This is a genomic window from Ruegeria sp. CH6 (assembly GCF_056537005.1).
In genome coordinates, this window is record NZ_JBQFQS010000018.1 from 1 (window position 1) to 22,329 (window position 22,329).

The 22,329-nt window shown below is 55.0% G+C and carries 17 protein-coding genes; 7 read left to right on the forward strand and 10 right to left on the reverse strand.

What is annotated here, in order from left to right; translation table 11 throughout:
• Window positions 1-1,227: 1,227 nt before the first annotated feature.
• The 5 genes from ACR0CW_RS21130 to ACR0CW_RS21150 form a co-directional block, all read right to left on the reverse strand.
• Entirely contained in the window at window positions 1,228-2,082 is an 855-nt protein-coding gene (locus ACR0CW_RS21130; protein WP_480789292.1) for a glycosyltransferase family 2 protein, read from the reverse strand.
• Window positions 2,083-2,288: 206 nt separating this feature from the next.
• A complete protein-coding gene (locus ACR0CW_RS21135; RefSeq protein ID WP_480789293.1) occupies window positions 2,289-3,674 on the reverse strand; it encodes a DUF1501 domain-containing protein in 1,386 nt (461 codons plus the stop codon).
• A 3-nt stretch (window positions 3,675-3,677) separates the two neighbouring features.
• Window positions 3,678-5,447, reverse strand: coding sequence for a DUF1800 domain-containing protein (locus tag ACR0CW_RS21140; RefSeq protein WP_480789294.1), 1,770 nt, complete (start codon window positions 5,445-5,447; stop codon window positions 3,678-3,680).
• A gap of 394 nt (window positions 5,448-5,841) precedes the next feature.
• Window positions 5,842-7,401, reverse strand: coding sequence for a class I adenylate-forming enzyme family protein (locus ACR0CW_RS21145; RefSeq protein ID WP_480789295.1), 1,560 nt, complete (start codon window positions 7,399-7,401; stop codon window positions 5,842-5,844).
• Window positions 7,402-7,584: 183 nt separating this feature from the next.
• Window positions 7,585-8,082 carry a flavin reductase family protein gene (locus tag ACR0CW_RS21150; protein WP_480789296.1) on the reverse strand — a complete coding sequence of 166 codons (498 nt, stop codon included), beginning with the start codon at window positions 8,080-8,082 and terminating at the stop codon, window positions 7,585-7,587.
• Between the two features lie 181 nt (window positions 8,083-8,263).
• Here ACR0CW_RS21150 and ACR0CW_RS21155 point away from each other — a divergent pair, with 181 nt between their 5' ends.
• Window positions 8,264-9,703 (forward strand): coniferyl aldehyde dehydrogenase, encoded by a 1,440-nt coding sequence (locus tag ACR0CW_RS21155; protein WP_480789297.1) that lies wholly within the window; start codon window positions 8,264-8,266, stop codon window positions 9,701-9,703.
• Between the two features lie 72 nt (window positions 9,704-9,775).
• Here ACR0CW_RS21155 and ACR0CW_RS21160 read toward each other — a convergent pair whose 3' ends face one another.
• The 5 genes from ACR0CW_RS21160 to ACR0CW_RS21180 all read right to left on the reverse strand — a co-directional run bounded on the left by ACR0CW_RS21160 (window position 9,776) and on the right by ACR0CW_RS21180 (window position 14,804).
• Window positions 9,776-10,477, reverse strand: coding sequence for an ABC transporter ATP-binding protein (locus ACR0CW_RS21160; protein WP_170334817.1), 702 nt, complete (start codon window positions 10,475-10,477; stop codon window positions 9,776-9,778).
• Window positions 10,477-11,241, reverse strand: a complete 765-nt coding sequence (locus tag ACR0CW_RS21165) for an ABC transporter ATP-binding protein (RefSeq protein WP_480789298.1) — start codon at window positions 11,239-11,241, stop codon at window positions 10,477-10,479. Before ACR0CW_RS21165 ends, ACR0CW_RS21160 begins: the two co-directional genes overlap by 1 nt.
• Window positions 11,238-12,524, reverse strand: coding sequence for a branched-chain amino acid ABC transporter permease (locus tag ACR0CW_RS21170; RefSeq protein WP_480789299.1), 1,287 nt, complete (start codon window positions 12,522-12,524; stop codon window positions 11,238-11,240). Before ACR0CW_RS21170 ends, ACR0CW_RS21165 begins: the two co-directional genes overlap by 4 nt.
• Complete coding sequence (locus ACR0CW_RS21175; RefSeq protein WP_480789300.1) at window positions 12,521-13,477, reverse strand: branched-chain amino acid ABC transporter permease; 957 nt, start codon at window positions 13,475-13,477, stop codon at window positions 12,521-12,523. Before ACR0CW_RS21175 ends, ACR0CW_RS21170 begins: the two co-directional genes overlap by 4 nt.
• A 79-nt stretch (window positions 13,478-13,556) precedes the next feature.
• On the reverse strand, window positions 13,557-14,804 hold the full coding sequence (locus ACR0CW_RS21180) for a branched-chain amino acid ABC transporter substrate-binding protein (RefSeq protein WP_480789301.1): 1,248 nt from the start codon (window positions 14,802-14,804) through the stop codon (window positions 13,557-13,559).
• Between the two features lie 371 nt (window positions 14,805-15,175).
• Here ACR0CW_RS21180 and ACR0CW_RS21185 point away from each other — a divergent pair, with 371 nt between their 5' ends.
• The 6 genes from ACR0CW_RS21185 to ACR0CW_RS21210 are packed head-to-tail and all read left to right on the forward strand — an operon-like array spanning window position 15,176 to window position 22,266.
• A complete protein-coding gene (locus tag ACR0CW_RS21185; RefSeq protein WP_480789302.1) occupies window positions 15,176-16,018 on the forward strand; it encodes an FAD binding domain-containing protein in 843 nt (280 codons plus the stop codon).
• The gene (locus ACR0CW_RS21190) at window positions 16,011-18,761 is read left to right on the forward strand and encodes a molybdopterin-dependent oxidoreductase (RefSeq protein ID WP_480789303.1); all 2,751 of its coding nucleotides are present in this window, start codon (window positions 16,011-16,013) and stop codon (window positions 18,759-18,761) included. Before ACR0CW_RS21185 ends, ACR0CW_RS21190 begins: the two co-directional genes overlap by 8 nt.
• Window positions 18,751-20,250: a 6-hydroxynicotinate reductase gene (locus ACR0CW_RS21195; RefSeq protein ID WP_480789304.1), complete on the forward strand. Its 1,500-nt coding sequence runs from the start codon at window positions 18,751-18,753 to the stop codon at window positions 20,248-20,250. Before ACR0CW_RS21190 ends, ACR0CW_RS21195 begins: the two co-directional genes overlap by 11 nt.
• Window positions 20,251-21,114: a UPF0280 family protein gene (locus ACR0CW_RS21200; protein ID WP_480789305.1), complete on the forward strand. Its 864-nt coding sequence runs from the start codon at window positions 20,251-20,253 to the stop codon at window positions 21,112-21,114.
• Window positions 21,107-21,688, forward strand: a complete 582-nt coding sequence (locus ACR0CW_RS21205) for an amino acid synthesis family protein (RefSeq protein ID WP_480789306.1) — start codon at window positions 21,107-21,109, stop codon at window positions 21,686-21,688. Before ACR0CW_RS21200 ends, ACR0CW_RS21205 begins: the two co-directional genes overlap by 8 nt.
• Window positions 21,685-22,266: an amino acid synthesis family protein gene (locus tag ACR0CW_RS21210; RefSeq protein ID WP_480789307.1), complete on the forward strand. Its 582-nt coding sequence runs from the start codon at window positions 21,685-21,687 to the stop codon at window positions 22,264-22,266. Before ACR0CW_RS21205 ends, ACR0CW_RS21210 begins: the two co-directional genes overlap by 4 nt.
• Window positions 22,267-22,329 lie beyond the last annotated feature (63 nt).

The following is a 22,329-nucleotide window of genomic DNA, read 5'->3' on the forward strand; positions in this document are numbered from 1 at the left end:
AGGTCGACCCTCGGGGCCGACGTTTCAACTCAGGCCCTCTGGGCATCCTATGAGTGGAAGTTCTAGGAAGAAAACTCTCAAGGGCCGCTACAAAGTACCTGCATTGAGGCAAGTTAATAGGACGATCAACTATGAGCAGATCTGCAAATTGGAGAAATGGGGTCATTTCGGCAGCGGCGTTCACCGCATGGGGCGTGTTAGCACCCCATGCCGCTGTGGCTGGAAACGATCCCGCGTGTGTAAGTGGTGATCAGAGTGTATGTGATATGCTTGGCACCATGATCAACGCACGTGGCAAAGGATGTTACCGTATGTTGTCAGTTCGCCCCTTAGGGACGGATGGATACAGGATCACGTGCATCATCAGTTCAGCCAACAATCAGCAGATAATTTATAAGCTGCAATTCTCAGCGGATCGTACTTCTTACACCCTAAATTAAGTGATTGAGGGCTAAACATGCGCAGATTTTCATTCGCGACACTTTTGACGCTCGCTGTATCAGGCTGCCAGTCAACTGTCATTCAAACAGGTGCAAGCTACCCAGCGATCTCGCCCGATTCAGTACAAGTTTCGTTTGCTTCAGCACCTACTTGCTCAGGTTCACAAGAAATCGGCTTAATTCCTCAGGTGGGTTCAAACAAGTTCGCACAAGACCGGGCAATAAATGAAATCAAACGGCAGGCCGCGTCTCACGGTGCAAATTTGGTTTTACTTGACACTACAGCAACTAGTCATTTGGGAGACATGCTGATTGATGCCGTAATGTATAGGTGTCCATGACCAAAAACAGTTCGGCTTTTTTTGCCGGTCTCATGCCCATCACACATCGCTTAGAACGGTTGATCGCTAGATAGAGCCAGCGATGCCCACGATCTGACTTTGAGAGTTCTTCTAGACTCAAATGGTCCAGAGCACTGCGTTCGGCCAAGGTATTTTTCTGATCAACTAAGTCCAACTAAGAGTAACTGTTCCGGTTTCCAGATTGCGAAGAGTCTCATTAGTTTTCTGTTTAACGTCGACTTGAAGCGCTTGAACCGTCGAAATACTCAAAATGCACAAAAATCTTAAGGTGTTGAATTCAATGGGAGACGAGTCTCAATAATTCCGTCCCATTATTTACGTACTCCGACAAATGATGGGGTCAGGCGCATATGTACGCGTAATTATCATTATGTAAAATGATGCAGACCAACTCCCACAGACCCAACGAAAACCCGGTACGAACTTTAGGGTTTGAATAACGGCGGTTGAACGTCCCGACTTTGCCAGATGCCGCACAGGAAAGACCACTGCTTGGCGCGTTTTCTCGCCGAAAACAACAAAACCGGAGACAGCATCTGAATTGCGGCAGACGCTATGGCCCGCCCAAAAGCGAAGGGAACGCCATGTTTGCGGGCAACGTACACCCTCGATTGCCCCATATGCCAGGCCTTCAATCCCGCGATGGCGGTGCTGCGCGGAGAGGATTGTCCTCCTGCATGGCTTACTTGAGCTTCATGTATGTAATACAAGGGACCGCATACCGCTTTCAATCGCAGGCTCAGATCATCGTCTTCATGATACATGAAGATTTCCGGATCAAACCCTCCGATCTTTTCGAACGCAACTCGTCGGACCAGCAAGGCAGATCCTACGAGAACAGGTAGCTCAATATCGGAATCGGCCTCCTTCTGGCGCAAGGCTTCACTGCGCGGCAGGATCACGCTGGAACGCCTGAACAGAGGTTTTCCGCGGCCCTTTAGAATACCGGGATTGAATGCAGAAGCATCGGGGTGGCGCTCAGCCCCTTTTTGCAGTGCTTCTAACGCACCGGGTTGAAGGCATGAATCCGGATTTAGAAATAACAGCAAATCTGTTTGTGCCTGGGCTGCGCCGAGATTGCATGCCCGGCCGAAACCGGCATTCTCAGAGCTTCTGATCAGAGTCGCATCCCGCGCATCGGCCATTTGCTGAATTGCTTCGACATCATCCGATGCGTTGTCGACTAGTATGACCGGCACGCCTTTGGGGATTGAACTCAGCATCTCCGGCAGAACCCGGCTGCTGTTGTAACAAACGCTTATGACGGTGATCTGCGACAAGACAAGCTTTCCAATCAATGGAGTTTAGACCTTATCCGTTTCTTTCTCTCAAACGCCGTTAGGGTCAACCCCCCTCCCCCACATGCGCGATCTCAATGAGACCATTGATTTGAGGCACCCAGATAGGCAAAGCGGACCCCCGGCTTTCCGGCGGAGGTCCGCAGAGCGTTTTATTTCGTTTCTTCTGATATCGCCAATGTCACTCGCTATCCGAACAGCTTGAGATTGCTGCTCTGCCCGGGCATCGAGAACCGATGCAAGTTCGGAAACAGCATATCCAATTGATCATGTGGCGTGCCGAACCAATGGGCTAATCCAGCATATAGCTGATCTGTCGAAGTCGTCGGGATGAGTACTCCATTTCCGATATCCAACGGATTGTCGCTATCCAGTCCAAGTTCCGGATATTCACCAAAGACCTGTCCACCATCGACCGGCGTTCCCATGACAATCGTGTTGCCGCCCCAGCCATGATCGGTGCCATTGCCATTTGACGTGAGCGTGCGGCCGAAATCCGATCCGGTAAAAGTCACGACTTGGTCGTCCAGTCCCATTTCGACCAGCGCGGCCTGAAACTCACCCAATGCCCTGCTGAGAACTCGCAACATGCCCGCTTGGGTATCCAGAAGTTCATCATGATGATCCCAGCCAATATAGCGCAGGAAGAAGGTTTGCTGCTGCAAGCCCAACTCGCTTGACGCCTTAATGGTTTGAGTTACCTTGCGCAGTTCCTGGCTGAGCGGTGTCTCCGAGAAAGCGGTGGGAACCGAAACATCCTTGGTGCCTGCTTTGAAAACCTCGTGTTGCGCCTGAGCAGTCCGGGTCAGGTTCAGGTAGGTTTCCTTGAACGGATCGCCATCGTAGCTTGCCGACATCAGCTTGTCGAAACTTGCCTTGATGGTCTCGTTCAGGATCGACTGCTCTTCGGTTACGTAGAAGCCGGTGCTACCCTTTTCTGTAATGGCGTAAGGCAGGCTGCTGTTTCCGTTCTGAACGATGTTATTGCCAGCCAGTGAGATGTTCATGGCAATCTCGTGCTCGGATTTCGAAGGCTGCAGCGCATCTGCGAAGTACCCGAACCAGCCTTTGTTCAGACGCTGATCCGGGCGTGAGGTTTGCCAGTGTTTGAACTGATCGGCATGGGACAGCAAGCCAAGAGGAATACGGGCCGAGCCGTTCAGAAAGCTCTCTTTTGTCACCCGCTCGATCATCGGGCCAACATTGGCAACAAAGCTGAGCTTGCGTTGGTCAAACAAATCCCGGACCTCGGGCATGGCCGCATGCAGGCCAAACGTGCGGCCATTGGCATCCGTATAGCCCTCAAGTGGCAAGAGTTCTTTCTTGCTGTGAGCAAGATTGGATCTGGTCTCCGCGTATTGGCGATGATGGATATCATCAATGGGCACCAGCATATTGTAGCTGTCGTTGCCGCCATCCAGCATGATGAAAACCAGTGCTTTTCGCGCGGGAGCAATCGACAGGGACGTTCCACCCGGCAGGGCAAAGGACGGCGCAGTCTGGCTCATGGACCACACACCGGCGGCAGCTCCTGTCTGAATGAATTGACGGCGGGAAAGTGCGAATTTTGCCATGGCTCAAGCCTCCTGCACGGTGAATTCGGGTGAAATCGTAATCATGAACAGGATGGTCTGAACGACCCATGCCGGTTCATTGGCATAGAGCCTGAACGCTTCTTTGATCTGCGGTTTGATCGCCAATTCCGGTCGACCTGTTAGCAACTCGGACAGTTGATCAATCAGTGCATCATGTTGCCCCGAATCCTTTGCAATCTCGATAGCTTCATCGAGATCAAGTTTCAGATGATCCTGAGTTTCTTTCTCCAGTGCTTCGGGCCACATCTCGGGGACCATCTTGCCCTCTTCCGAGGCACCGATCTGTGTCGATACGATGGGCAACCATTCTCCGAAGAACCACTGATACATCTGGTTGATCCAAGCGATCGAAGTCGACGACGTATGCAATTCGAATTCAGGCGCAACCAGCCCCTTGTCCTCAAGCCCTCCGTGAGGAACAAAGTCGGCTTTGTAAAAGTTGAACACTGTCGGCGCCGACAAAGGATGCTGCGCCAGCGCATCCTGAATATCATCGCCCAGCAGCCAGTACTTGCCGCTTTCATTCCGGGCATTGAACGCCAGCATAAGCTGAGTAATGCGCTGCAGCGGCGATTTGAGCTTCTGGCTTTGTACGTACAGGTCACCGTCTTGCCGGCCGCCCGGCAAGACGGTGTCTGAAACCGGCGCCGCCAACGGGTAGGCAAGGATCGCATAGACCATCGAAGCCATATCACCGTTTGGTCCAAACGCCTCGGAGACGGTTCTGACATAATCTGGGCTAGGGTTCGATGTAACCAGCCGCGCAATCATGTGTCGGGCAACGAAAGGAGCGGTCGAGGGATGCGCCACAAGGCGCTGAACAACTTCCCAAACTTCTTCTTCGCCGCTTTGTCCGCCCGGCAGATCGATATGCCCATTCAGGAGCTTTTTGGGCCCGCGGTCATGATAGTCTTTGTGAAAAACCATCGGTTGCGTCATCGAGACAAACGGTACGGTCTTGTACGATTTTTCGATACCGTCGTCGAAGCCGACAGGGTAACCGTTGTAGTCATCCTGCCAGAAGCTGGTGGTCCACTCATATCGATAGCCAGCCGCTGATAGCCCGGTGAAAACCCGCGCCATTTCGCGGATATCGGCGTTGTCATAGGTTGGGATCGGGTTTCCGGCGCTGTCCAGTTTTTCGCTGCCATCCGGGTTCAGCTCAAACAGGCCGATGGAAAACAGCTGCATGATCTCACGCGCATAGTTTTCATCAGGATGGATGTGTTTCTCCGGCACTGCCTTCTGATTGTTCATATGACTCAGATAGATGCCCATCGTGGGATGCATCGACACCTCGTAGAGCATATCGGCGTAGGACCCGAACGCATTGCGGTAGAGAATGTCGTAGTAGCTGGCCATGCCCACCGCATCGAGTTCGAGCGACGAGTTATCCGATATCACCAGAAGTTCTGACAAAGCCAATGCAACGCGCTGCCGGAGCATGTCCTGTCGTTGAGACAACAGGTGCTGCCACCAGGCCATGTGAAAATACCATTTATACGGCAGGGCCGGATTGTTGCCTTCGCCATTCAGCGCGGCTGCTCCGTGTTTTGCCACCATTCTCTGGCGGAAACTCTGCCAGATCTCGCGCGTTCTGGTCTCATACACGTTATTGGCAATCGGAGCGGACTTGAGTTGCTCCATCAGCCAGGGCTCCATGCCTTTGGCTTTGACCTGATCCACAAGTGCTTGATCGGCACCAAGTGTGGCTTGCATCAGAAATCGGCTGACGCGCGCGTTTTGTGACATCAGAATCTCCTGAGTTGGATTATGGGTGATGACCAGGCCCGCGGAACGGAAGTGGCATTAATTATCATTTTTGACAATTTATGTCTCACAGGTTTATTGTCAATTGTGATGATATATTTTTCTGTCGGACAGGATGAATTGTCGCGCCTTGGCAAATCGATGCGCATGTGCGGTCATTCACACGCGTATAAACTGGCGCTCCCGATCGGCGCCCATCGATTACGGCAAACTAAATGATAACCGCCCGGCAGTGCGAATTCTGCAGACAGGGGTAGCAACTGGCATCACCAAACTGGCGACTTAACAGGTTAGTGGGTGGACAAAGCGCGAAACGCCTGACGGCATCAGCACTTATCTGATTTTGGAATGCCTCATCGGCACGCCAGATTGAACTTTAGGTATGCCAGGTCAACTCGCGGTTATCCGAACTTCCGCAGATATCGATAATCTTACGCTTCTGAATCTTCCCGGTCGGACCTTTTGGCAGCGTCTCCCAAATCTCTATACGCTTGGGAATCTTGAAGTTTGCAATCTTGCCCCGGCAGTACTCGCGCAGATCAGGGCCGCTGGTGGTTTGGTCGACATGCAGCGTAACCACCGCATGTATGCGATCACCCCATTTGGGATCCGGCAGGCCGAATACGCTGACTTCATCCACCGCGTCATGCTCAGCCAGACAGTTTTCGACTTCAACCGGGAATACGTTGTATCCACCTGACTTGATCCGGAACTTGGCACGGTCTTTCAGGTGCACATATCCTTCGGCATCAATCAGCGCGATATCACCCGTATGCAGCCAGCCGTCGCGCACAGTCTCGGAATACTCAACGGCCTGATTCCAATAGCCCGGGATGACAAAAGGCGAACGGATCAACAACTCGCCTGCCTCACCCCGAGGCAGCTCCTGCCCGGCATCATCAACCACACGTACATCTACAAAGAACAAAGGTTTACCCGCGCTTTCTAGGCAGTCATGCCCATCCTTCAGCGCGCGCTCGTGGTCCGTGGCTGTAAGCATCATACCCATCCCCATCAGCTCGGTCGTGCCGAACATCTGCAGGAATTCACAGCCAAACGCCTTGTGCGCCTCGCGAACAGTCGCAGGAGGGATCGGTGCCGATCCATAACCAAGCTGTCGGATCGAGGAACAATTGTACCTGGTGATCTGGCCTGAGGTAAGCAGTCCATTCAACATGGTCGGAACAAGAACGCAAATGGTGGCCTGTTCACGTTCGATAAGCTTCAACGCGATTTCAGCATCCCACTCGCCAATGATTGCACATTTGGAACCGTGGAACATGTTACGCAGAAGATGCATAATCGGAATACCGGAGGCCGGCATCGCATGCAGCCAAACATCATCCGGAGTAGCACCTTCGGCAAGCGCGATCGCGGCCATGGACTCCATCATCATCTGATGTGGATAGATGGCGCCTTTGGGCAATCCGGTCGATCCGGTCGTATAGCAGATCATAAGTTGATCATGCGGTGTTTGATCGAACGTCCCGGAACCTATCTCAGCACTGAGCAGCGCCTCATAGTCCAGATCAAAACCATGATCGCTACCAGTTCCAATCAGGATGGGCTGGCGTTTGCTGGCGTTCAGGGCCTCTTTGGCTATATCGACCATAACTGCCTGCACAAACAAAACATCGATGCCGGCGTCGTCGATAAGGGCCCCAATCTCGCGCGGCGCCAAACGATAGTTTAAACCCACGCGGATCGCGCCGGTCTTTGCGCAGGCACCGATCGTCTCCACCATCTCGATGCAGTCAGGCAGGATAACACCAACGCGATCCCCTTTTCTCACATTCAAACCCTGCAAGGCGTGGGCCAGGGCATCTGTACGCTTGCCGAGATCGCGCCAACTGCGACGGCGGTCCAGTTCGACATATGCGTCGTGATCACCAAAGCGATCTGCATTTCGATCAATCAACTGGCCAAGCGTCGGCATCGGCGCCTCCTATCAATATCTAGGTTAGTGAACGTTCGCTTTTTAACTATCAAGCAAGATACATTGGACTGTCAACGAAGAACTCTTCAATCTTGGTAGGAGATTCTCAGACAGGGCTTGACGGTGCTTACGGGAGGCTCCCAACCTCCCGCAAAAATACCAAACACGCACATAATCACTCGATCATTTGCCGAGTGGCGTCAGTTTGTGAAAACCCTTGCGCCCATAGATCAACGCAGACTTATCCGGGTTCAGGTAAACCTGCCTGACCAATCCAAAGAACACTGCATGCGTTTTTGTATTGGCCCAACTTTCGACCTCACACTCGAATGAGGCAACGGCCTCTTTCAACACAGGCAGGTCCAAGTCACCCCTGCCCCAGGTTCCGGCCATCTGAAACTGCTGTTCCTTGTCTGCCTTTGAGGAGAAGGCGCCAACCACTGCAGTCATGTCGTCAGGCACGAGGTTCACAGCAAATTTTCGACTATCCATTACGGTACCATATGTGCGGGCGGTGCGATTAATGCACACCAGCAGTGCGGGCGGATCAACCGTCAGCGAACAAACAGCTGTCGCGGCCATACCAGCTCTCTCGCCTTGGTATTCTGAGGTCACGATGTTCGTCGAGGCCGCAAGCAATTGCATGCCGGTTTTGAACCTGTTTTCGGTGGTCAGGGTCATTCTGCACTCTTACACTATAGTGTACGTTCACTTAATTCCACATAATTGATCCAATATCAACGCGGCCATCGCAGCCCGGCATCATCAAATGAAAACCCATGCTGTTGATTCAGGAATTGGAACAGGCGCACCAACCAGCGATAAGGTTAACTACGCCCGCAGGACCAAACAGGAGGCCCAAGTGAACGATCACAACCCCAGCCCCTTCGAACGCCTCTCGACGCTACTGGAAACACAAAAGACCCATCAGGCCATCCATGGCGCGCCAAGCGCGTCCGAGCGGAAAGATCGTCTGACGCGTCTGATTGATCTGATCGTGGATAGCCAGGATGACATTATCGACGCCATTTCCGCGGACTTTGGGAACCGATCACTGCATGAGACAATCGCGGCTGATATTGTGGGCACCCTGAAAGAAATCAAGTTCGCGCGGAAGAACCTGGACCGCTGGATGCGCCCTGAGAAAGCCTCACCCGAATTTCCCTTGGGCCTTTTGGGTGCCCGCGCACAGATTCACTATCAACCGCTGGGCGTGATTGGTATCATCAGCCCGTGGAACTTTCCCATTATCCTGTCCATCGGACCAATGGCCGAGGCCTTCGCCGCAGGCAACTCGGTCATGCTGAAGCCGTCGGAGTACACACCCCGGACTTCGGACCTGATGAAATCGCTCCTCGAGGCCAAGTTTGCCTCGCATGAGGTTGCCGTAGCCACTGGCGGCGTTGAAGTGGCTCAGGCCTTTACCGGTCTGCCATTCGACCACCTGCTGTTCACTGGCGCCAGCACCATCGGGCCACATGTCTTGCGCGCTGCGGCCGAGAACATGGTCCCGACCACACTGGAACTGGGCGGCAAGAACCCGGCCTTCATCGCCCCCAGCGCAGATATGGAAATAACAGTCGCCCGGCTGGCAGCGGGCAAGATTTTCAACGCCGGTCAGGTCTGCCTTGCGCCGGATTATATTCTGGTCCCACGCCCCCGGATGGAGGAGTTCGCGACCGCCCTTGCCGCCAAGGTCGCCGAGTCGCTTCCTACCCTGTCCGGCAACCCCGATTGCACCCACATCATCTCGGATCGGCAGTTCGAACGGCTCAAAGGACTGGTCGAACAGGCCCGGTCCGCTGGTGCGCGTATCGTCGAGGTGAACCCGGCAAACGAGGACCTTTCCGCCTCGAACGAGAAAATCCTGCCGCTGACCCTGATCATCGACGCCGACCCGGAACTTGAAGCCATGAAGGACGAGATATTTGGGCCGATCTTGCCCATCCTGCCTTATGACTCGCTGGATGAAGCGATTGCCTTTGCCAATGATCGCGCGCGCCCTCTTGCGACCTATGTGTTCGCCCGGGACAAGGCTGAGCAACAAAAGGTGGTGGAAAACACCATTTCCGGTGGTGCCACAATCAACGACACCATCATGCATATGACTCAGATGTCGCTGCCCTTCGGCGGTGTCGGCGCCAGCGGCATGGGTTCATATCACGGTATCCACGGCTTCAAACGCTTCAGTCATGCAAAAGCTGTTTTCAAGCAGATCAACATTGATGGTGTTTTCAAGGCCCTGCGACCACCCTATGGCAAGAAATTCTTCAAGGTCATAGGTCCGTTCCTGAAGAAATAATCACATGAAACGGAGCCTGGATCAGGCTCCCGTTGACCTTGTCAACTGCTCCGGCACTACAGAGCTAAATCGTCAGACCTCCAACCATTCCTGTCGGATGTCAGCATTTTCCTTCAGATCTTGTGGCGTACCCTCATAGACCATGTGGCCATGACCCATGACATAGACCCGGTTGGTCACGCGCAAGGCAATGGTCAGCTTTTGTTCAACCAACAAGATCGAAACGCCCCGCTCGGCGATCTGCACAAGCAGATCTCCGACTTGCTCAACGATCTTTGGGGCCAGACCTTCGGTTGGCTCATCGATCATGATAAAGTCGGGATCCCCCATGAGCGCGCGACAGATGGTGAGCATTTGCTTTTCACCACCCGACATGACCGATGCATCCACATCTGCGCGGCGGCGCAGGTTGGGGAACATCTCGAACATGTCCTCCATGCGCCATCGACCATCGCCGTCTTTCTGACCCGGTTTCAGGCCCAGCATCAGGTTCTGCCGGGTCGTGAGGCCAGGAAAGATATCCCTGTTTTCAGGTACATAACCGATGCCTGCCTTGGCGATTTCAAAGCTCTTGCGCCCGGCAAGTTCATCCCCGCGAAAGCGGATCGAACCATGTGGCGCGACCTCTCCCATGATGGCCTTGCAGGTGGTCGATCGCCCGACCCCGTTGCGACCCAGCAGCGAGACGATCTCACCCTCGCCCACCTCGAGGTTGACCCCCTGCAAGATGTGGCTCTTACCGTAATAGGCGTGCAAGTCAGTGACCTGAAGCATCACACCGCCTCCTCTTCCAAACTTGCGCCCAGATAGGCCTCTTTCACCTTGGCCGAGGCGCGCACGATGTCCGGCGTTTCAGACTCGATCACCTCGCCGTAGACCAGAACCGAAATCTTGTCGGCCAGATCGAAAATCACGCCCATGTCGTGCTCGACGATCATAAGTGTCTTGCCTTCGGTCACCTTGCGGATCAGGTCGACTATCAAATCGGTCTCCGAATGACTCATACCCGCGCAAGGTTCATCCAGCAGAATGATGTCAGCTCCGCCAGCAATGGTAATCCCAATCTCCAACGCGCGCTGTTCGGCATAGGCCAGCGTTCCCGCCAGTTCATTCCGGCGCTGGGTCAGATTGATCTGCTCAAGGATCTCATCAGCCTTTTCAGCTACATCATGCTGCCGCCCGATCATGTGCCAAAAGGAATAGCGATACCCCATCGTCCACAACAACCCACAGCGGATATTTTCGAATACGGTCATGTTCGGAAAGATGTTGGTGATCTGGAAAGACCGGCTGAGGCCACGGCGATTGATCTCAAACGGCTTCATACCGCTGACCTCTTCACCGTGCAGGAATACCCCACCTGAAGTTGGCGCAAAGCGACCCGTGATCAGATTGAACAGCGTGGATTTCCCGGCCCCGTTTGGTCCGATAATCGCGTGCCGCTCACCTTTTGCGATCTGCAGATCCACACCCTGAATGATGCTGGCCAGGCCAAAGCTCTTCTGAAGTTTTTTCAGCTCGATTGCAGGAACGCTCATCCCTGACCTCCTGCGTGGTTTGCTTCTTCCCAGACGGCCCGGATTTCCGGCAGAACACGTGACACGAGAAACAGGGATATGGCAGCGATGAGCGCCGCAAGAGCGATGGCGCGATAGCCGCCACTGTCAAAAGCGATCCCATATAGCTCCATCCCATGATCTCCACCATAGCCGTGGCGTTTGTGAAACAGGATCTCCAGAATGGCCGCCAGCGACAAAACACTGGTGATCGAGGGGATCGCAACTTTGAGATATGGCTTGATCAGCAGGTGCAGTTTACCAAGTGAGAACGGTCGGCGGTGCATCGCGATCAGCCCGGCAAAGCCCGACGGGAAGAACATCACACAGGCAACAAACAGGATACCCAGATACAGCGCCCAGAGCTCGGTATGCAGACCCAGAACCGTTTGCAGCAGAGTGAAGATCACGGCACCGATAATCGGCCCGACAAAAAAGCCTGCCCCACCAATGAATGTCACCAGCAGAATTGAGCCAGAGGTCGCAAGATTCAGATTCTCTTCGGTCAAGATCTCGAAATTGATAGCAAACAAAGATCCTGCCACCCCGGCGAAAAAGCCCGAAGCACAGAAGGAAATCCAGCGCACATTGCGTTGTGAATACCCGAGGAATTCGGCGCGCTCTTCATTGTCGCGTACTGCGTTGGCGATCCGTCCGATGGGCGTGCGCGAAAACAGATACATCAGCAACGTGGCCAGCAGCAGCCAGAAGATGGTCAGGTAATAGACCTCTTGCTGAGTCAGGAACTCATAGCCAAAGACCGGCGGGCCCATGGTGCGATCACCCGAAATCCCCTCCTCACCACCAAAGAACACGACGATGATGACTGAACAGGCGGCGATCAGTTCGCCGACACCCAGTGAGATCATCGCGAACACGGTTCCGGCACGGCGAGTTGAAAAGCTGCCGATGAGGAAGGCAAAGACCAGGCCGAACAGGCCACCGACAACCGGCAGAAGCGGCAGTGGCAGCCACAGTCCGTCTTCGACCATGTTCATCACATGCATGGCGAAAAATCCGCCAAGGCCCATATAGACCGCATGGCCAAAGGACAGCATGCCCCCCTGCCCCAGCAGCATGTTATAGCTGAGCGCAAAAACGATGGTGATGGCCATCTGGTTCATGATTGTCAGCGCCGAACTGGTCTGAAACACAAAAGGCAGACACAGCAGGAACAGCGCGGCGAAGACCCATGGCATCGTATTTGACAGCGAAATCAAACGGTTAGTGCCCGCTGTGAGTGGCGTCTTGCTGGCGATACTCATGACTCGCGGTTCCCCATCAGGCCCTGCGGGCGCACAACAAGAACGATGATCATCAGCAGATAGGGCAGGATCGGCCCCAGCTGTGGCAGTGTCAGGGTCCACAGATCCTGCAACGGATGATCCCAGATCAATTCGGGCTTGGTAAAGCCTATGGCGGTCAGCACCTGCTCGGCCGTAATGTCATAGGCTGTGGCAAAGGTTTGCATCCAGCCGATAATCAGGGATGCGACCAACGCACCCCAAAGTGACCCAAGCCCGCCGATTACAATAGTGACAAAGACGATTGATCCCAGTTGCACAGCCATCCCGGGGAAAACCCCCAAAACCGGCCCGGCGATGACTCCGGCCAGACCTGCCATGGCCGTGCCAACGCCAAAGACACACATGAACACCAAAGGCACGTTGTGCCCAAGATTCTGCACGGTTTCGGGATAGTTCAGCGCAGCCTGAATGGTCATGCCGATCCGGGTCTTGGTCAGGATATAAAGCAGTGTCAGGAAGATTCCCATCGCAACAAAGATCATGAAGAGTTTGTAGGCTGGGAAAGAATTGCCGGCGATCGAAAAGGCAGCAAAGTCCAGTGCTGCAGGTTCCGAAAACGGAAGCTGGCTTTTACCCCAGAAGAACTGAACCGCCTCTTCGATCAGCAGGGCAAGACCGAAGGTGAATATCAGTTCGGGCACATGGCCATACTTATGCACCCGTCTGAGCCCGTAACGTTCGATGAAGGCTCCGATGACCCCGACAATAAGTGGCGCGATGATCAGGCCGACCCAGAATCCTGTGACCAGACTGATCTGATAGGCGAAATAGGCACCCAGCATGTAAAAACTGGCATGGGCAAAATTCAGAACGCCCATCATGGAAAAGATAAGTGTCAGACCGCTGCATAGCATGAACAACAGCAGTCCGGTCACAAACCCATCCAACACGTTCACGAGGAACAGCGCCATTGCTTGTCTCCCTGCATTGATAGAGTGGTGACCCAGCGGCCCGTCCGCTTTCAGACGGGCCGCAAGAGTGGTGAGAGAGTTAGGGGCGCTTCATCTCGCACGTTGTGGACGAGTCTGCAGAGGCCATCTCAACGACGGTTTCGGCAACCATTCCACGGCCCGATTTGTCATACTCGAACAGGATATCATCTGGTGTCTGGCCCTGCACCGTTACGGTCTGGATCACCTGATGATCGCTGTCGCGCATGACGGTCTTGCCGGTAACGATACTGTCGTACTCCATACCCTCCAGAGCATAGGCGATTGCTTTGATGTCCGTTGCATTGCCGACCTCGTTGATGGCAGCGGCCAGCATCGGGGCGACGTTTGCCATTTGCGGCTGGCCAAAATCGAGATCTGGGAAGGATTCATAAAACGCGCCAACGAATTCCTGGGCTTCCGGGGTTGCCGGAGGATTGACCTGACCGGCGCCAACCAGTTTTACGATGCCATCACCCTCTTCACCAAAGGCTGCCGTTATGCCGGACGTTGCGCCATAATAGGTGTAGATGGGCTTGTCGAAGCCAGCGCCCATAACCGCCTTACCGAGACCGACCATGTCACCACCCCAGTTACCGGTGATCACTGCGTCTGCGCCCGAGCCTACAATCTTGCGCGCGTAGGGCGTGAAATCCTTGACCTTGCCGATCGGGTGCAACTCATTCCCGACGATCTCGATATCAGAACGCTTCTCCTTAAGGAATCTTTGAGCCGCTGCCGCAACGGCTTTGCCGAAGGAATAGTCCTGGCCGATGATATAGACCTTTTTGATGTCCGGGTTGGCTGCAATGTCGTCAGTCAGGGCGTCCATCTTGATGTCAGCATTCGCATCAAAACGAAAATGCCAGAACTGACACTTGTCGTTTGTCAGGGCTGGATCCACAGCTGAGTGGTTGAGGAAGATGACCGGATCATCGGGGTTGCGGCGATTGTGCTTCGCTACCGCTTCGGTCAGCGCGTTGGCAACACCAGAAGATGCGCCCTGCGCAATGATGCGGATACCCTGATCCATCGCCACTTGTAGCTGGATCAATGATTCCTTGGCGCTGATCTTGTTGTCAAAGGGTACCATCTCAAATTCGGCTTGCCCCTCTAGCAAAGCACCGGGCTCGTTAACCAGCTCTTTGACGCTGTGGCGGTAGATAGCCAACCCTTGCGTGCCGGTGGTTGCGAATGGGCCGGATAGCGGATCGATGAATGCGATTCGCACCTTTTCCTGCGCAACTGAGGCGCCTGCGATCAATGGAGTTATCGCAACGCTTGCCAGCATCAATTTGAACTTATTCATTTCTTCCTCCCTTTTGACATCAAGCGGTCGATTTTGATCCGCCAGTGGATTCACATCTAGGTGAGTGATCGATCACTATAGTTGCTAGGGAATGTTAGTGTGTCAACGAATTACTGATGAAAAGTGAGTTCCGGAATCAGCATTTCTTTGACTCGCCCAAGTAAGAGCAGCCAGCCCGACGCAAAGGCCAATGGAACCGCCATCTGGTTCGTTGAGCCATAAAAATATGACAGTAAGCGGCAATCTTGGTGAAATTGCAGCCCCCAGCGCCAGCCTTCCACGGAAGAGCAAATGATCCTCAAACAAATCGTTGACTTTTTTTTCGATTGCCTAATATCATTAGTATACAAACAGAAAGCTCGCCATCAGGAATGACAGCATTGCGGTATCTAACACCAGGTTCATTTGACGAAGCATTCAGTATGCTCGCCTCTCAGGACCTTGCCATAATCGCCGGTGGAACAGACTTCTTTCCATCCCGGCAGCGTCACGAATTGTGTACCGATATGATGGATGTCACCCGGATTGACGGGATTGCAGGCGTCACCTTTGACCAAAAGCGCTGGAAAATAGGGGCAGCGACACGCTGGACGGACGTAGCGCGTGCAAATCTGCCCCCTGCGTTTAGCGGATTGCAAGCCGCAGCCCGTGAGGTTGGAAGCCTGCAAATTCAAAACAGTGGAACGGTTGCCGGAAACCTGTGTAATGCGTCTCCGGCAGCAGATGGCGTACCACCCCTGCTAACCTTGGATGCCAGCGTCGAAATTGGCTCGGTCCGCGGGGTTCAGGAGCTTTCGCTACAGGATTTCGTTACCGGCGTACGCCGGACTGCGCTGGCAGATGATGAGATGGTTACCGCGATCTATCTGCCCGATCCGCCAAAAGGATCCGTCGGGCATTTTGAGAAACTGGGTGCGCGACGGTATCTGGTAATCTCGATCACGATGACCTCGGTGGTCATAGGTCTTGATCAGGATGGCTGCATCGCTCACGCACGTGTCGCAGTGGGGGCGTGTTCCGCAGTGGCGCTACGTCTGCCCGAACTCGAACAGGAGTTAATTGGTCAACAGATCGAAGATGTCAGGGTCAGCCCGGATCATCTGAACTCTCTCAAACCTATTGATGACGTTCGCGGCAGTGCCGAATACCGGCTGGAAGCTGCCGCAGAACAATGTGCCAGAGCGATCAAGGAGGCGGGTCAGTTCCATGGATAAGCGGGCCGATGAAATCACAACCGAATTCCTTCTGAACGGTCAGGTCGCCAGTATAGTTGCCCGGGTTGGCGAACGTCTTTCTGATACTCTTCGCGAGCGTCTCAACGCGCGTGACGTCAAGATTGGTTGCAATGCCGGAGATTGCGGCGCGTGCACTGTACTTGTCGATGGTGATCCTGTCTGTGCTTGTCTTATGCCGGCGCAACAGGTCGCAGGTCGCTCGGTTGAAACGCTCGGCGGACTATCACAAAACGATCCGATCACGAAACAGCTCGCAACGAGTTTTCAGAACCATGGTGCCGCTCAATGCGGGATCTGCACGCCCGGTATGATGACTGCAGCTGTTGCGTTGCTTCGCGAGACGCCTCAACCAGACGTTCAACAGGTTCAGGATGCGCTTGGAGGCGTCCTCTGTCGCTGCACCGGATATCGCAAGATCATCGATGCAGTGGTTGCAGCAGGAACCGCAACTGAACCGACACCATCCATCGGTCATGCAGGAGATGCCATCCGCCGGGTGGATGGCCATGACAAGGTGACCGGGGCTGAGCTGTTTGGCGACGATGTCGCACCATCTGGCACGCTGGAAATCGCCGTAATCCGCTCGCCCTATCATCGGGCGGGATTCACCTTTGGGGATTTGCAATCATGGGTTCAGGATACTCCGGGCGTCGAGGCAGTTCTGACAGCAGCCGACGTTCCGGGCCGTAACATATTTGGTGTAATCCCAAATTTCGCCGACCAGCCGGTATTTGCTGAATCCGAGGCGCGCTTTCGCGGCGAGGCGGTTGCCGCAGTTGTTGGTACACCTGAGATGATGGCGACCTTCGATCCGAACTCCTTCCCTGTAAGCTGGGACGAGCGCTCGGCTTCCCTGCTTATTCAGGATGCAATGACACCAGAGGCGCCGCAGCTGCATGACGGGCGTGACGGCAACGTCATGTGTGGCGGATTCGTCAAATGCGGTGACGCTGATGAAGCCATCGCGCAGGCTGATGTGGTTGCCGAAGGTTACTTTCGTTCAGGTTTTGTCGAGCATGGCTATATTGAACCGGAAGCCGGATATGCCGAGATCGTGGATGGCCGCGTTGAAGTGCATGCATGTACTCAAGCACCGGTCATGGATCTGGATTCGCTGGAAATCGTTCTGGGCATGCCCCGTGATCAAATACGCATCATACCGACGGGTGTCGGAGGAGGGTTCGGCTCCAAACTTGACCTTTCGGTGCAGCCCTATCTTGCTCTTGCAGCCTTACGAACCGGAAAACCTGTTCGTCTGACATACTCACGCACCGAGTCTATGCAATCGACAACCAAACGCCATCCGTCGGACATTTGGGTAACGATTGGCGCTACAAACGATGGCCGGGTCAGCGGCATGACATTTGACGGTCTGTTCAACACAGGTGCTTATGCAAGTTGGGGGCCAACCGTCGCAAATCGGGTGCCGGTCCACGCCTCAGGCCCCTACAAAATTGCGGACTATCGCGCCGAGGCCAAAGGCATTCACACGCACTGTCCGCCGTCCGGGGCGTTTCGTGGATTTGGTGTTCCTCAATCTGCAATTGCTCAAGAAAGCCTGTTTGACGAGTTGGCGGACAAGCTGAATATGGACCCGCTTGAGTTTCGCCTTCGAAATGCCCTTGAAAATGGAACACCTACAGTTTGCGGTCAGGTCTTCAAGCAGGGTGTCGGCATTCGCGCTTGCCTCGAGGCGTTGCAACCCGCTTGGAGAGCGGAACGTGACGCGGCAGAGGCATTCAACGCGCGCAATGACACTCTCAAGCGCGGCGTCGGCGTTTCTGCGGGCTGGTATGGGTGCGGCAACACCTCTCTGCCCAACCCTTCGACCATAAAGTCCGGCATTCGGGCGGACGGCACTTTGGTTCTGCATCAGGGGGCGATGGATATCGGTCAGGGTGCAAACACGGTCATCACACAAATCTTTGCAACGGCTTTGGGAGTTCCTGTTGAGTTAATCGAGCTTATCGGTAGCGATACGGACGTCACGCCAGACGCGGGCAAAACATCTGCATCACGTCAGACCTATGTATCGGGCAGCGCCGCGCGCCTGTCAGGTGAAGCATTGCGCGCGCAGATTCTGGCCCGTGTGAATGCCGGGCCGGATGCAAAGATCACGTTTTCAGCAGGTATGCTAGAGGTGAACGAAAACGGACAATCCCACCGGATCGACCTCAGCACGCTCGCCGCCGATGCAGAGGGATATGTCCTGCGGGCTGAGGAAACCTATGACCCGCCAACCAAGCCATTGGACGAAAACGGTCAGGGCGTGCCCTACGCACAATTCGGCTATGCCGCGCATCTGGCGGTGGTCGAAGTGGACACAAAGCTGGGCACTGTGAAACCTGTGAAATTCTTCGCCTCCCATGATGTCGGCAAGGCAATCAACCCGATGCTGGTAGAAGGACAGGTGCAGGGCGGCATTGCCCAGGGGCTCGGTATGACGCTGATGGAGGAATACCTCCCGGGCCGCACTGAAAACCTGCACGACTATCTGATCCCAACCATAGGTGACATTCCTCCGATCGAAACGATCATCATCGAAGAAGAGGACGCCCATGGCCCTTACGGCGCCAAAGGGTTGGGTGAGCATGTGCTTATTCCAACTGCACCCGCTCTTCTGAATGCAATTAAGCGTGCCTGCGGTGTCCGGTTGAAACGACTTCCCGCGACACCCTCCCGACTGCGCGCGGCAATCAAGGAAAACGAAAATGGCAACTGATCGTGCAAAGCCGGAGAAAATCCGATGCGACGCCTGCCCGGTGATGTGCTTCATCGCAGACGGCAAAGCCGGAGCATGCGATCGCTATGCCAACCATGGTGGAGATCTGGTACGACTCGACGCGCTGACCATCATCGAAAGTACTGAAAACACCCGGCTTGTGCCGTTCATGAAGGACAGCTCCGGCCCGAATGACTGGGACGGTGACATAGTTCAGGGTAAACGGCCATTCGTGACCGCTGTGGGTGCAGGTACGACATATCCGGACTATAAACCCGCCCCCTTCATCGTTAGCCAGGAGGTCGAAGGTGTGGACATGGTCACGGTCGTGACTGAAGGGATTTTCTCGTATTGCGGCGTGAAGGTTAAGATCGACACCGACCGTCACATCGGGCACGAGCGCGATATTGTCCGTGTTGATGGCGAACCGATCGGTCATGTAATGACCTCAGAATACGGCTCAAAAATGCTATCTCTGGGCGGGGTTGAACATCTCACCGGCGGCAGCAAGAAAGAGGGGCGGGTCACCTGCGACGCTCTGCTGCGGCTGTGCAACCGCGAGGCTGTCGAGATGGTGATCGGCGATGAGGGCCACGAAACCACCGTCGTCATTCAGGCAGGTAAGGCTCCCATTATCAACGGGGTCGAGGAAAAGCTGATGCGGGTCGGCTGCGGATCCGCCACGATCGGCATGTTTGCCAAGCAGTGGGTCGATCACGTGGATGATGTTGTGGTGGTGGATGATCACATCACCGGGGTACTATCCGAGCATCAGGCAGGCAAACTGCTGGATGTCGAACCGACCGGCATCAAAATTAACGGACGCCGCTCGACGCCCGGGCGCTATTTCAATGTGGCCGAACCGGGGACTGGCTGGGGTGGCACGGATATTGAGGATCCGCTCACGATTCTGGGTGATTTCAACGCGAAGTTTGCGCGGGAAGGCCTGAAGCTGTTGATGGTCTCGACCACAGGTGAGCAATACGGATATTATGAACTCGATGCTGATCTGAAACCACAGTCTGCGGATATCCCTCCAGCGCTCAAGGCATCGGCTGAACTGATTGCGGAGAATTGCGAACCTTCGGTCTGTTCGGTTCTGTTCATGGGAGGTGCGGGCGGAAGCCTGCGCGCCGGTGTCACCGAAAACCCTGTGCGGCTTACAAAATCCGTCAAGGATTCACTGACATTCGTCTCCTGTGGTGGGGCCGAAGCCTTTGTCTGGCCTGGTGGTGGGATTACCGTGATGGTGGATGTCCTGGATATGCCCACGGGCTCGTTCGGATATGTGCCGACCCCTGCCCTTGTTGCTCCGATCGAGTTCACCATGCGCGTCAGTGACTATGGGACACTGGGTGGGCACATGAACGAAATCAAGCCCGTTGCGGATGTTGTCTCAGACGAGACCCGCAAGGTAGATCAGTTCCAAAACCAGCCAGACCCGATGGCCTCTGCCAACTACAGATGGGCGAAAGGTACTTCGGGCTAGATGAAACCTGTTTCCGCCATACTTCCTTGTGGACAGCGGCTGCATCTGCAGCATGGGCCGATCGACCTGATCGTCGACGCCCAAGGTGAGCGGGAACATGCGTTTGAGGCCGCGCACTGCCGGTTCCAATCGGTGCTGCAGGAACTGGTGGAAGAACTTGAACTACTTCGACAACCCCTGACCTCGGACTGCCCATACCCGAATGGCCAGATCGCCCGACGCATGGACAAGGCCGCGCGCGCTCATGCTCGTGTTTTTGTCACTCGCATGGTCGCTGTCGCAGGGGCAGTTGCCGACGACGTGCTGAGCGCGATGCGCGATGCCGCATCTCTGAACCGTGCATCCGTCAACAACGGCGGCGATATAGCCATTTTTCTCGGGCCGGGCCAGACCTTCAACATTTCGATGAGCGGTCTTGAAGGACAGGAATTAGGGCGCATCGCTCTTTGCGCCGAAGATAGTATCGGCGGGGTAGCCACATCCGGTCGCGGTGGGCGCAGTCTGAGCCTGGGTATTGCCGACAGTGTGACCGTACTTGCACGAAGCGCGGCACAAGCAGATGTGGCGGCAACCTTGATCGCCAATGCCGTCGATCTTCCCGATCACCCCGCAATCCATCGCGTCCCGGCCATTGAGCTACGAGATGACACCGATCTGGGTACGCGCCTGGTCCCGGTTTCATTTGGCGCGCTCACGGCACCAGAAATCCGCGACGCTCTGCAGCGCGGTCTTGATACAGCCGAAGACATGAAAGCCAGAGGCCTGATCAGCGCCGCTCATCTTTCGCTTCAGGGTCATAGCTGCCAGACCGGGCCGACCCGGATGGTATCTTCTTCAATACAAAGGATTCCCGAATATGCCTGACGTTCAACTGCGGAAAACGGTTTTATCGCTGGAAGAGGTTTTTCACGAAGGCGGACCCTCCCCGGACAAACCTTTATACCGCGCATCGGCACTCGCTATTCTCTCTAACCCGTTCGCGGGGCGCTATGAGCCTGAAATCACGGGCTTCATGGAAGACCTGAAGCCACTGGGACTGGAAATGGCACAAAAGCTCATCGACATGCTGGGCGGACCCGACAACATCGAGGGCTATGGCAAGGGTTCTCTTGTGGGTGAAGCCGGAGAGTTGGAGCATGGCGCGCTGTGGCACGCTCCCGGTGGCTACGCGATGCGGCAATTGTTGGGCCAGGCAAATGCAATCGTCCCGTCCTCAAAGAAAGTGGGTGGCGTCGGTGCGCGGCTGGACGTGCCAATCACTCACATCAACGCTTCTTACGTTCGTAGTCATTTCGACAGCATGGAGGTCGGAAGCAACGATGCGCCGCGTGCAGGAGAGCTTGCATTCGCTTTGGTCATGACCACCGGGCCGCGTGTTCATTCGCGTTCGGGCGGGCTCGAAGCTTGGGATATCAAAGGAGAGGATGGGCTGCGATGACCAAAATTCGCAAGATTGCCGTCAACATCGAAGAAACACACATCGAGGCAGGACGGCAAATATCACCTGCCACCCGCAAGGCGGTGGCCGTCGCAGTAATCGAAAACCCGTTCGCTGGACAGTATGTCGAGGATCTGACGCCGTTGATGGAGACAGGTGCGGAACTGGGCGCGCTGCTTGGCCGCCGCTGCGTCGAAGCCCTGGGTATCACACCGGAACAAGCCGAAAGTTATGGCAAATCGGCGATGGTCGGTGAAAACGGCGAGTTGGAGCATGCCGCTGCGATCCTGCATCCGAAACTGGGCGCTCCGTTGCGCAAAGAGGTCGAGAAAGGTGCGGCTCTGGTTCCGTCATCAAAGAAGATGGGCAGTTCCGGACAGGTTCTGGATGTACCCTTGGGCCACAAGGATGCGGCCTATGTACGTTCTCATTTTGATGGGATCGAAGTGCAGCTGAACGACGCTCCTCGGGCCAATGAAATCATGGTGGCCGTCGCGGTCACAGACAGTGGCCGCCCGTTGCCACGCGTTGGAGGGCTGACCTCCGAAGAGGCAGAAGGCAAGGACGGGCTTCGCTAAAAATGTAATTGACCTCAATCTGGCACTGACAACAACCAAGAAGCCGGGCACAACTGGCCGTGA